At 66.2% G+C, this 13,374-nt stretch carries 10 protein-coding genes, 1 tRNA gene and 2 pseudogenes; 5 read left to right on the forward strand and 8 right to left on the reverse strand.

From position 1 onward, the window contains the following. The first annotated feature begins 16 nt into the window (after positions 1-16). Positions 17-89: transfer RNA gene (locus tag AC3IT0_RS14060), tRNA-Arg, on the forward strand. A gap of 334 nt (positions 90-423) precedes the next feature. Here the strand turns inward: AC3IT0_RS14060 and AC3IT0_RS14065 are convergent. From AC3IT0_RS14065 to AC3IT0_RS14080, 4 genes and pseudogenes are all read right to left on the reverse strand, one after another. Next, a pseudogene (locus tag AC3IT0_RS14065) lies at positions 424-1,787 on the reverse strand (HNH endonuclease signature motif containing protein); the annotation flags it as partial. A gap of 114 nt (positions 1,788-1,901) precedes the next feature. After that, entirely contained in the window at positions 1,902-3,239 is a 1,338-nt protein-coding gene (locus AC3IT0_RS14070) for an ISKra4 family transposase (protein ID WP_489320373.1), read from the reverse strand. Then, complete coding sequence (locus AC3IT0_RS14075; RefSeq protein WP_489323898.1) at positions 3,236-3,421, reverse strand: hypothetical protein; 186 nt, start codon at positions 3,419-3,421, stop codon at positions 3,236-3,238. Before AC3IT0_RS14075 ends, AC3IT0_RS14070 begins: the two co-directional genes overlap by 4 nt. A 42-nt stretch (positions 3,422-3,463) precedes the next feature. Beyond that, positions 3,464-3,628, reverse strand: a pseudogene (locus AC3IT0_RS14080) (DUF6788 family protein); the annotation flags it as partial. Positions 3,629-3,959: 331 nt separating this feature from the next. Here AC3IT0_RS14080 and AC3IT0_RS14085 point away from each other — a divergent pair. Then, complete coding sequence (locus AC3IT0_RS14085) at positions 3,960-5,018, forward strand: M4 family metallopeptidase (RefSeq protein WP_489320374.1); 1,059 nt, start codon at positions 3,960-3,962, stop codon at positions 5,016-5,018. A 58-nt stretch (positions 5,019-5,076) separates the two neighbouring features. Beyond that, on the forward strand, positions 5,077-5,400 hold the full coding sequence (locus AC3IT0_RS14090) for a protealysin inhibitor emfourin (RefSeq protein ID WP_489320375.1): 324 nt from the start codon (positions 5,077-5,079) through the stop codon (positions 5,398-5,400). Positions 5,401-5,412: 12 nt separating this feature from the next. Here the strand turns inward: AC3IT0_RS14090 and AC3IT0_RS14095 are convergent, their stop codons facing one another. Beyond that, positions 5,413-6,381: a GlxA family transcriptional regulator gene (locus AC3IT0_RS14095; protein WP_489320376.1), complete on the reverse strand. Its 969-nt coding sequence runs from the start codon at positions 6,379-6,381 to the stop codon at positions 5,413-5,415. Positions 6,382-6,462: 81 nt separating this feature from the next. Here AC3IT0_RS14095 and AC3IT0_RS14100 point away from each other — a divergent pair, with 81 nt between their 5' ends. Continuing rightward, a complete protein-coding gene (locus AC3IT0_RS14100; protein WP_489320377.1) occupies positions 6,463-6,630 on the forward strand; it encodes a hypothetical protein in 168 nt (55 codons plus the stop codon). Positions 6,631-6,827: 197 nt separating this feature from the next. After that, positions 6,828-10,775, forward strand: a complete 3,948-nt coding sequence (gene hrpA / locus AC3IT0_RS14105; RefSeq protein ID WP_489320378.1) for an ATP-dependent RNA helicase HrpA — start codon at positions 6,828-6,830, stop codon at positions 10,773-10,775. 63 nt (positions 10,776-10,838) lie between these two features. Here the strand turns inward: hrpA and AC3IT0_RS14110 are convergent, their stop codons facing one another. The 3 genes from AC3IT0_RS14110 to AC3IT0_RS14120 are packed head-to-tail and all read right to left on the reverse strand — an operon-like array spanning position 10,839 to position 13,338. Then, entirely contained in the window at positions 10,839-11,267 is a 429-nt protein-coding gene (locus tag AC3IT0_RS14110) for an HIT family protein (RefSeq protein WP_489320379.1), read from the reverse strand. Then, complete coding sequence (locus AC3IT0_RS14115; protein ID WP_489320380.1) at positions 11,264-12,454, reverse strand: NAD(P)-dependent alcohol dehydrogenase; 1,191 nt, start codon at positions 12,452-12,454, stop codon at positions 11,264-11,266. The genes AC3IT0_RS14110 and AC3IT0_RS14115 overlap by 4 nt, the downstream gene beginning before the upstream one ends. After that, the gene (locus tag AC3IT0_RS14120; RefSeq protein ID WP_489320381.1) at positions 12,451-13,338 is read right to left on the reverse strand and encodes a sulfurtransferase; all 888 of its coding nucleotides are present in this window, start codon (positions 13,336-13,338) and stop codon (positions 12,451-12,453) included. Before AC3IT0_RS14120 ends, AC3IT0_RS14115 begins: the two co-directional genes overlap by 4 nt. Positions 13,339-13,374: the final 36 nt, after the last annotated feature.

The following is a 13,374-nucleotide window of genomic DNA, read 5'->3' on the forward strand; positions in this document are numbered from 1 at the left end:
GCAGGATCCCTGAATTGCCCTCGTAGCTCAGGGGATAGAGCGTCTGCCTCCGGAGCAGAAGGTCGTTGGTTCGATTCCAATCGAGGGCACCGGCAAAAACCCCGCCGCTTGCAAAAGCGGCGGGGGTTTCTGCGTTCGTGCCCCGGGTGCGCGCGAACGGACACTTGAGGCCCCAACGAGCTCGCGCGAACGGACACTTGAGGCCCCAACCAGCTTGCGCGAACGGACACTTGAGGCCCCAACGAGCTTGCGCTGGCGGACGCTTGAGGCCCTATGGAGCTTGCACTGGCGGACACGGACCGCATGTGCACAGCGGCGCGTTTGCCGCACGCTGACACTTCAGACTCCGCGGCTGGTGCGTTGCCTCACCACGCAGCCCAGCTACGGTGGCGTGGTGCTCGATGCCCCGGTTGTTTCCAGCGCTGGCCAGGCCGGTGGTTCCCAGTCGGGGTGTTCGCTGGCGTAGTGCCGTCCTGTGGGTGATATCCAGCCCGGTGGTTGATCTTTGGTGGCTGGGGTGGGTGTCCAACCGGTGGTGTGGCGGAGCCTGTGGTGTAGGGGCACGGCGAACCGAGATTTGAGATCCCGGTACCGCCGCCGTGGGCCCAGGCGAGGAGGTGGTCGGCTTCGTTGTCGAGGGAGTGGTTGCTGCAGCCCGGGAACGGGCACTTTCCGTCCCGAAACCGCAACCATTGGCGCTGGGCTTTCGTGAGCCGGTAGCTGGTCCGCCCGATCTCCAGCGGTGCACCGTCGCGCGGGTCGATTGGGACCCGGTGGAAGGATTCGGCGCCGTCGGCGACGAGTTGCCGGGCCATGGACGGCGGGATCGGGCCGTATCCGTCGAGCATGGCTGGCTCCTCAGTGAGGCCCAGCAGCGACATTACCGGAACCGTGATCAAGACCTGCGCCCGCGGCGAGGGAACACCATCAGCAAGACCGCTGCCCATTTCACCACTCCCATCACCGGTGCCGCCGAGGAGCCAGGCGGCGGCGGTGTCGGCGCGGAGTTGGCTGAGGGTCCGGTCCTCATGTGGCCCCTGCAGGGCTCTCGCGGCCGCGGTGGTCCGGTCCCAGATCCCGGCAGCCTGATCGGCGGGAAGGTACGCGGAGAGCCAGGCCATTCCGTCGCGGTCCGGGGCATACTCCACCCGCCGGTCGGCAATGCTGCGGGTGTGGCGCTTCTCGATGCTGACGGGGTGGTGGCGTTCGCGCCAGGTCCGGGCCTTGTGCCGGAACCGCCCGGGAATGAGCTCACCGGCCAGGCACGAACGCGCCGCATTCTCGAGGCCGGGATCCAGGAAATGCGCTTCCAACGCCTGCGCCCCGGCGGGGTCGAGGTTCAGGGTTTCGTCGACCATGATCCGGGCGTGCTGCCACGAAATCTGTCCCGCCTCCAACGCGGACATCGTCAACGGTAGCGTCGATGTAAGAGCGTGTGCCTCCGTGAGCAGGGCACCCGCGGAGCGTTCGCTGACGGTCAGGGCACAGGCGACCTCGGCGACAACGGCCATCTCCTGCCCGCGGTGGTCCTGCGGCGACTCGGCCGGGCCCGCCAGAGCCTCGGCAGCGTCGCTGTAACCGGCAGCCAGCCAGACCTTCAAGGCGGCACTTTTCGCCTCCAACCGTGAGATCTCGGCCAGCCCGTCCAGGAAACCATCCGCCACCCGGCGCAGCGGATCAGCATCCCAGGAACCGGAAGCTTCGACAGCTTCACGGATCACAGAAGCCAGCCCAGCGAAAGAAGCCGCAAGGGCCTCCGCCGTCGCCACAGCTCCTCTGCCATCCATACCCAAATCCTCCCAGCAGGGTCTGACAATGACCGTGAGGATGAACGCCTATGGGTGTGCGTCAGATTTGTAGGTAGCTGGGGGCTGCGGCATGTTTGGGGTCGTGTGTGGCGGTTAGGCGGCTGTGGTCTGGTTGTGGTGGGTGCTGGCGTTTTGGCAGCGCAGGGTGATGATGCTGGTGGCTCCGGGGCTGGACCAGCGCATGCCGGAGAGTTTGAGGCGTTGGCCAACGATTGCTTTGCAGCCGGCTTCGACGGTGCCGGAGCCGACGAACATGCCCAGGCTGCGGAAGCGGGCGTAGCGCATGCGGTGGGCGTTGGTTTGGAAGTAGGCCAGTGCTTTGCGCCGTTCGGTGGCCCTGGGGCCGATCAGTGGATAGATCATTGCGGCGTTGACGATGGCTTCGATGTCGCCGTTGTCCAGTTCGGTCCGTCGTGCCTGGTACCAGTCGTTGGGGTCCTCGGTGATGATGAACGCGAGCAGGTCGGCGAGTCCATGCAGGTGCTCGCGGGCGTGGAAGAGATCAACGATTTGGGTGGCTTCGGGGAAGCGGGCGGTGGCCAGGTTCCAGATCCAGTGCGCCCCGTCGCCGAGCACGACGAGCTGGCGGATGTGCTCGGACCCGCGGCGGCGAGCCTCGGCAGCAACGAGATCGGAGAATTTCTCCACTGGTTCCAGGGTTGCCAGATAGCTCGTTGAGTCCGTGTCCCTCACCGGTCGGTTCTCCCGGTCGAGGCCGGTTTGGGTGAACAGGCAGGCCAGTTTCGCCTCGCGGGTGCGGGCCCGCCCGTCCGGGCCCTTGCCGGCCCGCCCGGCCGTTTCGGCCGGTGTCATCGGCACCCCGGTCCCGTCCACGGCGATGTACAGAATTTCCGGTTCCGGCACCGGCGGCAAGGGCACCACCTTCCTGGCAAGCACCGCCTTTGTGTCGGCGTCCAAGGCGGTGGTGGCCTGGGCCCCGACTGCCTCAGCGGCACGCTCGACCCGTTTGGTGCTCAAGGTAATCCCGGCCAATTCCTTGATCAAGGAAGCGGCCTGGGCGAACGGCACCGCGGCGCCAGTGGTGGCGATCATCGCCCGCAACCCGCCCGAAAGGGATGCTCCGTCCACATCGAGTTCAACATCCCTGGGCACTACCCCTGCCCGGCATACCCGGCAGTGGTAGTACGCCCGCTGCACCCGGACCGGACCGAGCACGGTGTCGATGACCTTGGCGCGGTAGGAGACAAAATCGGCCATATGCCCGGCCCCGCACGGGATGCAGGGGCCGCGGTGGCCCAGGTCTGTGCCCAGCAAGCCCTCCAGCAGGGACGCGCCCAGAGCGGTCATTGCCGTACGGATCGCCTCCTCCAACACGGGCAGGCCGCCGCTGGCACCGGCACCCACACTGCGGGCCGCCACCGCCGCCAGGGACTCAACCTCACGGGCGAAATCGTCCCGGACCCGGCTCAAGAGCCCCCTTTTTCCCCGTCCGTCGCGGCGGGGTCCTGGAGCGGGCCCGCACCCGGAGGCGATGCCGCGGCCGCCGCCGTGACCGGGCGGGCCTCGCAGATCGCTTCATTCACCTCCACGATCGCCTCAGTCAACGACGCGAACCTGGCGTAGGCATCCAGCTCGGCACGGACCTTATCCACCTCCAACGCCGCCAGCTGCCTGCCGCGCCGCTTGCCGCCCGGGCCCGTGCGCGTCCATAACTGCCGTGGCCCATGCCCGGGATGCCCCGGCGCCGCGCACGCACAATTAGGCTTCCCACACCGCCGGTAGTTCTCACTCACGCTGCCCCGGCGGAAATCACCCGTCGCCGCCAGCTGCTCATAGAGCCCGGCACGCTCCGCCTCCATCTCATCCAACGAACCAACCACCACAACACCTCCAGATCTGGTTGTTATATTCACAACCAGACTAGCGCCGCAACGGACTCAAAAGCGATCACCTACATTCCTGACGCACACCCAACGCCTATGTGGATAACTCCGCTGACATCATTCTTGAAGTGCCGGAGCTGGGCGGAACTGGGCGGGGCCTAAGTGTCCGTTCGCGCAGAGGCGTGGGGCTTAAATGTCCCCTCGCGCCCCGGGCCTCAACTGTCCGTTCGCGCTGGATTCAGTGCGCCTTCGTCGGATTGTCGGCGCCCCCTCGTAGGCTGATTCAACGAACTCGAGGGGGTAGACCATGCACATTCCAGCCACATTCTGTTCGATCATTCCGCCTTACTTGCTGCGGCGGTTGGCCCGCCTGGACGAACCGCAGTTTTCAGCCGCAGCGCGGGCAGCCAAGGAAGCGCTGAGCCACGTCCGGTCCGTCCAGTCAGCCCGTGCCCAGCCGGCTCCAGCCGCTCCCCCGGCACTGCGGGACGTCCGCCCGGGCCCGCCCAACAGGAGCGTCTACGATGCCGGCGGTTCCGAGAACCTGCCCGGAAAGCTTTTGCGCAAGGAAGGCGAACCGGCCTCCGGCGATCAGTCCGCTGATGAGGCGTACGACGGCCTTGGGCACACGCATCGCCTGTTTGCCGACGTCTTCGGCCGCAACTCCATCGACGGCGAAGGCCTGCCGCTCGATGCCACTGTGCACTTTGGCAAGCTCTACGACAATGCTTTCTGGGACGGCCGGCAGATGGTCTTCGGCGACGGCGACGGCGAAGTTTTCGAGGGTTTTACGCGGTCGTTGAGCGTCATCGGGCACGAACTCACGCACGGCGTCACCCAGTACTCGGCTGGCCTGGCTTACCGTAACCAGGCAGGTGCCATCAACGAATCCATGTCTGACGTTTTCGGCGCGCTCGTGGAACAGTACCTTAACGGCCAATCCGTGACCGAAGCCAGCTGGCTGATCGGCGAAGGGCTCTTCACGCCTCAGGTTGAGGGATCGGCTCTCCGCTCGCTGAAGGCTCCGGGCACAGCGTACGACGACGACGTGCTGGGTAAGGATCCGCAGCCCGATTCGATGGACTCGTACGTGCGGACCAGCGCGGACAACGGCGGCGTCCACATCAACTCCGGCATCCCCAACCGGGCCTTCTATCTCACGGCAGAGTCCCTCGGCGGCAACGCTTGGGAGGCGCCGGGACGGATCTGGTACGACGCACTGACCGGCGGCTCGCTGCCTGCCACCGCCACTTTCCGGGTCTTCGCGAGGGCGACGGCGGCATCCGCCGTCGACCTGTTCGGCGCCGATTCGCCGGAGCATGACGCCGTGCGGCAGGCGTGGGAAACTGTGAAGGTCAAGCTTTAGTTGAACGCCTGCCTGCCGCGAGCCGGCGGCCAGGCTGCAGGAAAGCCCAGGACCAGCCATGAAGATCAGTGTGGAGCGCAGTGGCGGCATCGCAGCCCTGACCCGCGTCTGGACAGTGCACGCCCAGACCGCGAGCGCCAAAAGCCAGTGGCAACCCATTGTGGAAGCATGCCCTTGGGACGCGGTACCCAAGACTGTCAGGGCTGCAGCCGCGGAAGCGCAAGGAAACCAGCCCGACCGATTTATCTATTCGATCCGGGCCGGCCAGCGCCGGGCGGCGCTGCCGGAGCAGGCTGTCACAGGACCATGGCGCGTGCTGGTGGACAGCACCCGGGCGGCTTCCGAAGACCAACCAGGGCGGCAGGGTCCCGTGCAGGCTTAGCTGTGCTGCCAGCTAGCCTGCCGTTACGAGTTGCCCCCGGAAGGCCCGACGGTAGGACTGCGGGCTGGTGTCCAGCACCTTGGCAAAGTGATGCCGGAGCAGGACGGGGTGGCCAAAGCCGGATTCCCGCGCAACTTCGTCGATGTTCAGGTCAGTGGATTCCAACAGCTCCTGCGCCCGGAGGACCCGCTGCGAGTTCAGCCAGGCAGCAGGTGTCGCCCCGGTTTCGGACCGGAAGCGGCGGGCGAAAGTCCTGGCTGACATGTGGACGCGGGACGCCAACTCAACGACGGTGTGTTCCTGTTCCAGGTTCTGGACCATCCACCGCAGCAACTCTTCCATCGGCGCCGATCCACAGGTAGGCACGGGCCGGTCTATGAACTGCGCCTGGCCGCCGTCGCGGTGTGGCGGAACCACCATGTCCCGCGCAATGGCGGCGGCTACATTGGCGCCCAGCTCAACGCGCACCAGATGGAGGCAGGCATCAATGCCTGCCGCGGTTCCAGCACTGGTGATCAGGTTGCCGTCCTGCACATAGAGCACATTTTCATCGACCAGCACTTCCGGGTACCGGCTTGCGAGCTCCTGGGAGTGATGCCAATGCGTGGTGCAACGCCGCCCGTTCAGAAGACCGGCGCGGGCCAGGGCGAAGGCTCCGGAACAGATGGACATCACCCAGGCTCCACGGGCGTGCGCGGCGCGTAATGCCTCCAGCACGGATTCCGGAACGTCGTCGTCGTTTCCGAACGGGGTCATGATCACGAGGTCCGCGTCCGCGGTGGCATCGAGCCCCAACGGGACATTCATGGAGAGGCCTGATTTCATCCGGACGTTTCCGGGTTCCGGCGTGCAGGCCCGGAAATCGAAGGCCGGAACACCACTATCGCGCCCGGACCCGTCGAAGCCGAACACCTCGTATGCGGTGGCGAACTCGAAGATCGAGAAGTTGGGAACCACGATGACTGCCACTGATTTCAGCATGCTTCCATTGTGGCAGAAATTAGAGCTTTTTGGGCATTTCTGCCACTGTTTCCTGAACATGCACCGGAGCAGCATTGAGTCATGGAAATCTTCGGAATCGCCCTAGTCGTACTGCTCCTCATCGTTCTGGCCGCCACCATCTCAGCGCTCCTGCGTGATGGCCGCGGCCATATCCCTCCAGTCACCTCCGAACAGCCTTGGTCCGCCCTGGACCTGCCCAGCGTCAACTACACACTCCGCATTTTCTGACCCGCAGGCATGCCTCAGGCCGCCATTATTAAACCCATCAGTAGTAACACCAGAGGACCCGGCTCATGAGAGCCGGGTCCTCTCCTTATGTACTGATTTGAGCGGGGCTGACGGCGGGATCAACAGCGGGGCCGACAACGGAGTCGCCAGCAGCAAGCGCGGGAAACAGGCGCCGCCCCAGTAGACTGGCTGCAGCCATGACATTTCATATCTCCTACCCTGCTGAGCTGCCCGTTTCCGAGCGCCGCGAGGACCTGAAGGCCGCCATTGCAGCGAACCAGGTGACCATCATCGCCGGCGCGACCGGCTCCGGCAAGACCACCCAGATCCCCAAAATGTGCCTCGAGCTGGGTCTGGGCGACAACGGCCTGATCGGGCACACCCAGCCGCGGCGGCTCGCGGCCCGCACGGTCGCTGAGCGCATCGCCGAGGAACTCGGTGTGGAGATCGGCCAGGAAGTCGGTTTCCAGGTGCGGTTCACCGGCGAAGTCAGCCGCGCCACCAAGGTCAAGCTCATGACCGACGGCATCCTGCTTGCAGAGATCCAGCGGGACAAGCTGCTGCGCAAATACAACGCCATCATCATTGACGAAGCGCACGAGCGCAGCCTCAACATCGACTTCATCCTGGGCTATCTCAAGCGCATCCTGCCGCAGCGGCCGGACCTGAAGATCATCATCACCTCGGCCACGATCGATCCGGAGCGCTTCGCCAAGCACTTCGGGTCCGACGAGGGGCCCTCCCCCATCATCGAGGTGTCCGGGCGCACGTTCCCGGTGGAGATCCGCTACAGGCCGCTTTCCCAGCCAGCCGGCGGATCGTCCGCCGATGGCGAAGACGCTGAGGCCTCCGACGACGAACTCGAAGAGGACCGCGATCCGCTCGACGCCGTCTGCGACGCCGTTGACGAACTCGCCACCGAGGCCCCCGGCGACATCCTGGTCTTTTTCTCCGGCGAGCGCGAAATCCGCGACGCAGCAGAGGCACTCAACGCCAGGATCCAGTCCAACCGGCGCCTGGCCGGCACCGAGGTGCTCCCGCTGTTCGCGCGCCTGAGCCTGCAGGAACAGCACAAGGTGTTCCACCCCGGCAAAAACCGCCGGATTGTGCTGGCCACCAACGTGGCCGAGACGTCCCTGACGGTCCCCGGCATCAAGTACGTCGTCGATACCGGCACGGCCCGTATTTCCCGCTACTCGCACCGCACCAAGGTCCAGCGGCTGCCCATCGAGCGGGTGTCGCAGGCTTCGGCGAACCAGCGCTCCGGCCGGTGCGGCCGCGTGTCGGACGGCATCGCCATCCGGCTCTATGCGGAAGAGGACTTCGAGTCCCGGCCGCTGTTCACGGATCCGGAAATCCTGCGCACCAACCTGGCCGCAGTCATCCTGCAGATGACGGCCATGGGCGTTGCCCGTGCGCCCAAGGACGTGGAGAACTTCCCGTTCGTCGAACCGCCGGACTCACGGGCAATCAACGACGGCGTGACGCTCCTGCGCGAACTCGGCGCCTTGAATGCCGTAAAACCAGGTGACGCCAGGAGCGGCGGGCTGACCGCCGTCGGACAGCAGCTTGCCCAGCTGCCGGTGGATCCCCGTCTCGGCAGGATGATTGTGGAGGCCGGCAAGCGCGGCTGCGTCCGCGAGGTCATGATCCTGGCCGCGGCACTGACGATCCAGGACCCCCGCGAACGTCCAACGGACAAGCAGCAGCTCGCCGCCGAGAAGCATGCCCGGTTCCTCGATGAGAACTCTGACTTCACCGGCTTCCTGAACCTGTGGAACTACCTGCAGGAGAAACAGCAGGAACTCTCCTCCACCCAGTTCCGCCGCCTGTGCCGGACCGAGTTCATCAACTACCTTCGGGTCAGGGAATGGCAGGATCTCTTCGCCCAGCTCCGCCAGATGGCCCGCCCGCTCGGGATCAGCCTGGACAACAAGCGCCTGGCCGATCCCGTGGGCAACCACGACGGCATCCACATGAGCCTGCTGTCCGGCCTGCTCAGCCACATCGGCATCCTGGACGAGCGCAAGCGCGAATACGCGGGCGCCCGCGGCAGCCGCTTCGCAATCTTCCCCGGCTCGTCGCTCTTCAAGAAGTCCCCCACGTTTGTGATGGCTGCCGAACTCGTGGAGACGAGCCGCCTCTGGGCCAGGGTCGCAGCCAAGTTCGATCCCGTCTGGGCAGAACAGGTGGCGCCGGACCTCGTCAAGCGCAGCTACAGCGAGCCGCACTGGTCCACCAAAATGGGCGCGGTCATGGCGTACGAGAAGGTCACCCTGTACGGAGTGCCCATCATCCCGCAGCGCCGGATCAACTACAGCCGGGTGGATCCTGCGCTGGCCCGAGAGCTGTTCATCCGGCACGCCCTGGTGGAAGGCGACTGGAAAACGCACCACAAGTTCTTCCACCGCAACCGCGCCCTCCTCCTGGAAGTCGAGGAACTCGAAGCCAGGATGCGCCGCCGCGACCTGCTGGTGGACGACGAAACGCTGTTCGAGTTCTACGACGCCAGGATCGGCCCCGATGTTGTTTCCGAGCGGCATTTCGACAAATGGTGGAAGGAGGCCCGGCAGCAGAGCCCGGACCTCCTGGACTACGACAAGTCACTGCTGCTCAACAACGACGCCGATGACCTGGACGAAGCCGCGTATCCGAAGACGCTGCTGCACAAGGGCTTCGAGCTGCCGCTCAGCTACGAGTTCCACCCGGTAGCGCCCGGATCTCCCCCCAACCCGTCCGACGGCGTCACGGCCGAAGTCCCGGTGCTCTTCCTGAACCAGCTCGATGACGCAGCCTTCCGCTGGCTGATCCCCGGCCAACGCGCCGAGCTTGTGGCTGCCCTGATCAAGTCACTCCCCAAGCAGGTCCGCAAGAACTTCGTCCCCGCTCCGGATGTGGCCCGGCAGGCCGTTGCTGCCCTGGATTCGGACTTCGATCCGGCCCACGATGAGCTGGAAGCCTCGCTGGAACTGGCCCTGCGCCGGATCCGCGGCCACGTCATCCCGCCAGGATCCTGGAACTGGGACGCTGTGCCGTCCCACCTGCGGGTGAGCTTCAAGGTTGTCGATCCCCAGGGCAAGGTCCTGGACGAGGGCAAGGACCTCACTGCCCTGCAGGAGCGGCTGGCCCCGGCAACCCGCCGAGCCATCGCAGAATCCCTGGGGGCGACGCCCGGAACCACCGCGCCGCAGGCTCTTGGACAATCTGGAAAAGCCGGCGGGACAGTACCCGTGTCATCGGCAGGCGGAAATTCAACCGGCGGCGGCACAGGCTTCAGGGAGCAGACCGGCCTGACCGAGTGGGCCTTCGGCACAGTGCAGCGGCAGGTCAGCAACACGGTCAAGGGCCACACGGTCACCGGCTATCCAGCGTTGGTGGATGAAGGAACATCGGTGGCGCTGCGCGTCTTCCAGACCTCGTCGGAGCAGCTCGAGGCCATGCGCGGCGGTGTGATCCGGCTGCTCGCCCTCAGGGTACCGGCACCGGACCGCTACGTCCTAGAGCATCTGAACAACACCGAAAAGCTGACGTTCAGCCAGAATCCACACGGTTCCGTATCAGCCCTCATCGCCGATTGTGCCCTGGCTGCCGTGGACAAACTGACCCCGGCGGAACTCCCGTGGGACCGCGAGTCCTTCGACGCCCTCTACGAGCAGGTCCGCGCGGAGCTTATCGATACCGTCTTCAGTGTGACGGCCGTGGTGGAGCGCGTCCTGGCCAGTACCCGGCGGATTGAGAAACAGCTGAAAGGGACCACAAGCCTGGCGCTGATCAGCGCCCTGAACGATGTCAGGAGCCAGCTCGAGCAGCTCGTGTTCCCGGGATTTGTGGCCCGCACCGGCTACAAGCAGCTGAGCCAGCTCCCCCGCTACCTTGCCGCCATCGAGAAACGCCTCGAAAAGCTCCCCGGCAACGTCCAGCGGGATGGCCTGAGCATGGCCGCGGTCCAGCGGCTGGAAGACGATTACGACGACGCCGTGTCGGCCCTGCTGCCCGGGCGCCGGGTGGGTGCCGAACTGACCCAGGTCCGCTGGATGCTCGAGGAGCTACGGGTGAGCCTCTTCGCCGTCGAACTCGGAACGGCCTATTCCGTCTCCGAAAAGCGGATCAGGGCTGTCCTTAATAAGGCGCTCGCGCCGGCGTAGGCCGGCCAGGCAGAGGCCTGCCAGGCAAAGACCTGGAAGGCCGCGCCGGCGCGAGCATCGCGTTCAGCTTGCGGGAACGAACTCCGCGTAGCCCGCGGCACGAAGCCCGGCGCGCAGCATTTCGGCGTTCGCGTCCAGCACTGCGGGGTCCGGGTGCTGGTCCGCCGAGGCGAAATCGAAGTCCGCCATGGTCCTGGACGGCCACACGTGGACGTGCAGGTGGTTGATCTCGTATCCGGCCACAATCAGCCCCGCCCGCTCGGCGGGGAAGACGTCCAGCTGCACGGCACCGATGCGCCTGGCCACTTCCATCACCTTCGCGAGGGTTTCCGGGGACGCATCGGTCCAGCGGTCCACCTCCTCGGTGGGGACCACCAGGGTGTGCCCGTCCGCCAGGGGACCCGTGGTCAGGAAGGCTGCAACGTCAGCCTCCCGCCAGACAAATCGTCCGGGGATCTCGCCGTTGATGATTTTGGTAAACAGGGTGCTCATGCGTCTGCCTTCTTGGCCGGGGTCTGCAGGGTGCTGGTGTCCAGCACAAACCGGTATTTGACGTCGCCTGCCACCATGCGGTCGTAGGCCTCATTCAGCTGGTCTGCGCGCACCAGTTCGATGTCCGCCACCACGCCATGCTCGGCGCAGAAGTCGAGCATCTCCTGCGTTTCGGCGATGCCGCCGATCAGTGAGCCCGCATACGCGATCCGTCGCCGGATCAGGGCCCCCGGATTCACCGGCGGCATGGCGTCGGAAGGCAGGCCCAGCTGGAACAGCGCACCGTCAACGCGCAGCGTGCGGAAGAACGGATTCAGGTCGTGCGGAGCGGCCACCGTGTCGATGATGAGGTCGATAGTGCGGTCCGCGGCGGCCATGGCGTCCTTGTCCCGGGACAGGATCACTTCGTCGGCTCCGAGTTCCAGCGCGGCCGGCACCTTGCCTTCGGAGGTGGTGAAGACCACCACCCTCGCCCCCATGGCCTTGGCGAGCTTCACGGCCATGTGTCCGAGGCCGCCGAGCCCCACGACGCCCACCACGTCGCCTTCCTCCACGTCGAAGTGCCGCAGGGGGGAGAACGTGGTGACACCCGCGCAAAGCAAGGGGGCGACGGCGGCCGGGTCCAGGTTGCCGGGCACACGCACCACGTATCGCTTGTCCACCACCACGGCGGACGAGTAGCCGCCCTGTGTGACGGCATCGCCGTTGCGCGGATCCTTGGCGCCGTAGGTCCCGGTCAGCCCGTTTTCGCAGTACTGTTCCAAGCCGTCCAGGCAGCTCTCGCATTCACGGCAGGAATCAACCATGCACCCGACGCCCACGCGGTCCCCCGGGGTGAAATCAGTCACGGCCGAGCCGACGCGGCTGACAATTCCGACGATTTCATGGCCGGGGACAAGCGGAAATTTCTGGCTGCCCCATTCGCCGCGCGTCGCGTGCACGTCCGAGTGGCACAGGCCGCAGAATTCGATGGCGATCTCGACGTCGTCCGCTTTCGGGGCACGCCGCGCAATAGTCAGGGGTGCCAGGCCGCTAGCAGGGGAAAACGCCCCATAGGCGGCTGCCAGGAGGCCGGTGCCGGGATCGGTGTCCGGGCGTGCGTCCAGATCTGCAGCAGGTGCGGAAACAGCATCGTTCGGCAATACGGGGCGGGCAAGGGGCGGCGGTACGGGGCGTCCTGGGGTCATCCTTCGACGCTACCCCCGCGGGCCGCCGCATCGCCACTCGGCCCGCTGCCCGTCGCCACCGGCAGCGCGGGATTGTTCGACCATTCCGAGAAGGATCCCGGATACAGGGCGGCACGGAATCCGGCGATTTCGAGGGCGGCCACCTCATGGGCGGCGGTCACCCCCGAGCCGCAGTACACGGCCACCGGGACGTCGTCGCGGACACCGAGGTCCTCGAACCGGCGCCGCAGCTCGTCCGCCGGCCGGAAATGCCCGGCCCCGTCCACGTTCTGGGTTGTGGGTGCGCTCCGGGCGCCCGGAATGTGGCCGGCGCGGGGATCAACGGGTTCAAATTCGCCCCGGTACCGTTCGCCGGCCCGGGCATCCAGCAGGACGCCCGTAGCGGGCCAGGCCGCCGCTCCGGCCGCGTTGATGCTGGGCATCCTTCCTCCGGCAGGGGAAACGTCAAAGGAAACATGCCCGACGGCGGCATCCACGGGTCCGCTGTCCAGCGGCAGTCCGGCGTCCCGCCAGGCAGCCAGGCCGCCGTCGAGCAGGTACACGTCCTGGAACCCGGCGTTGCGGAGCATCCACCAGAGGCGGGCGGCGGCCATGTTGCCGCTGTTGTCATAGGCCACCACAACGTCGCCGTTGTTGATTCCCCAGCGCCTGGCAGTTTCCTGGAATTCCGCGTCGGTGGGCAGCGGGTGCCTGCCGCGGGAGGGGGTGGCCGGCGTCGCAAGTTCGGTGGCAAGGTCCACAAAAACTGCCCCCGGGAGGTGGCCCCCAAGGTAGTGTTCGCGGCCGTGCGGATCCCCCAACGCCCAACGGACGTCCAGCACCACGGTGTGCTGGCCGGCGTCGAAGCGCGCCGCCAAAGCAGGGACAGCCATCAGTGGACCCATCGTTCTCCTTGGCAATTGTGGGGTGTGCAGTGCCTG

Source organism: Pseudarthrobacter sp. KH_020_B (genome assembly GCF_057840185.1).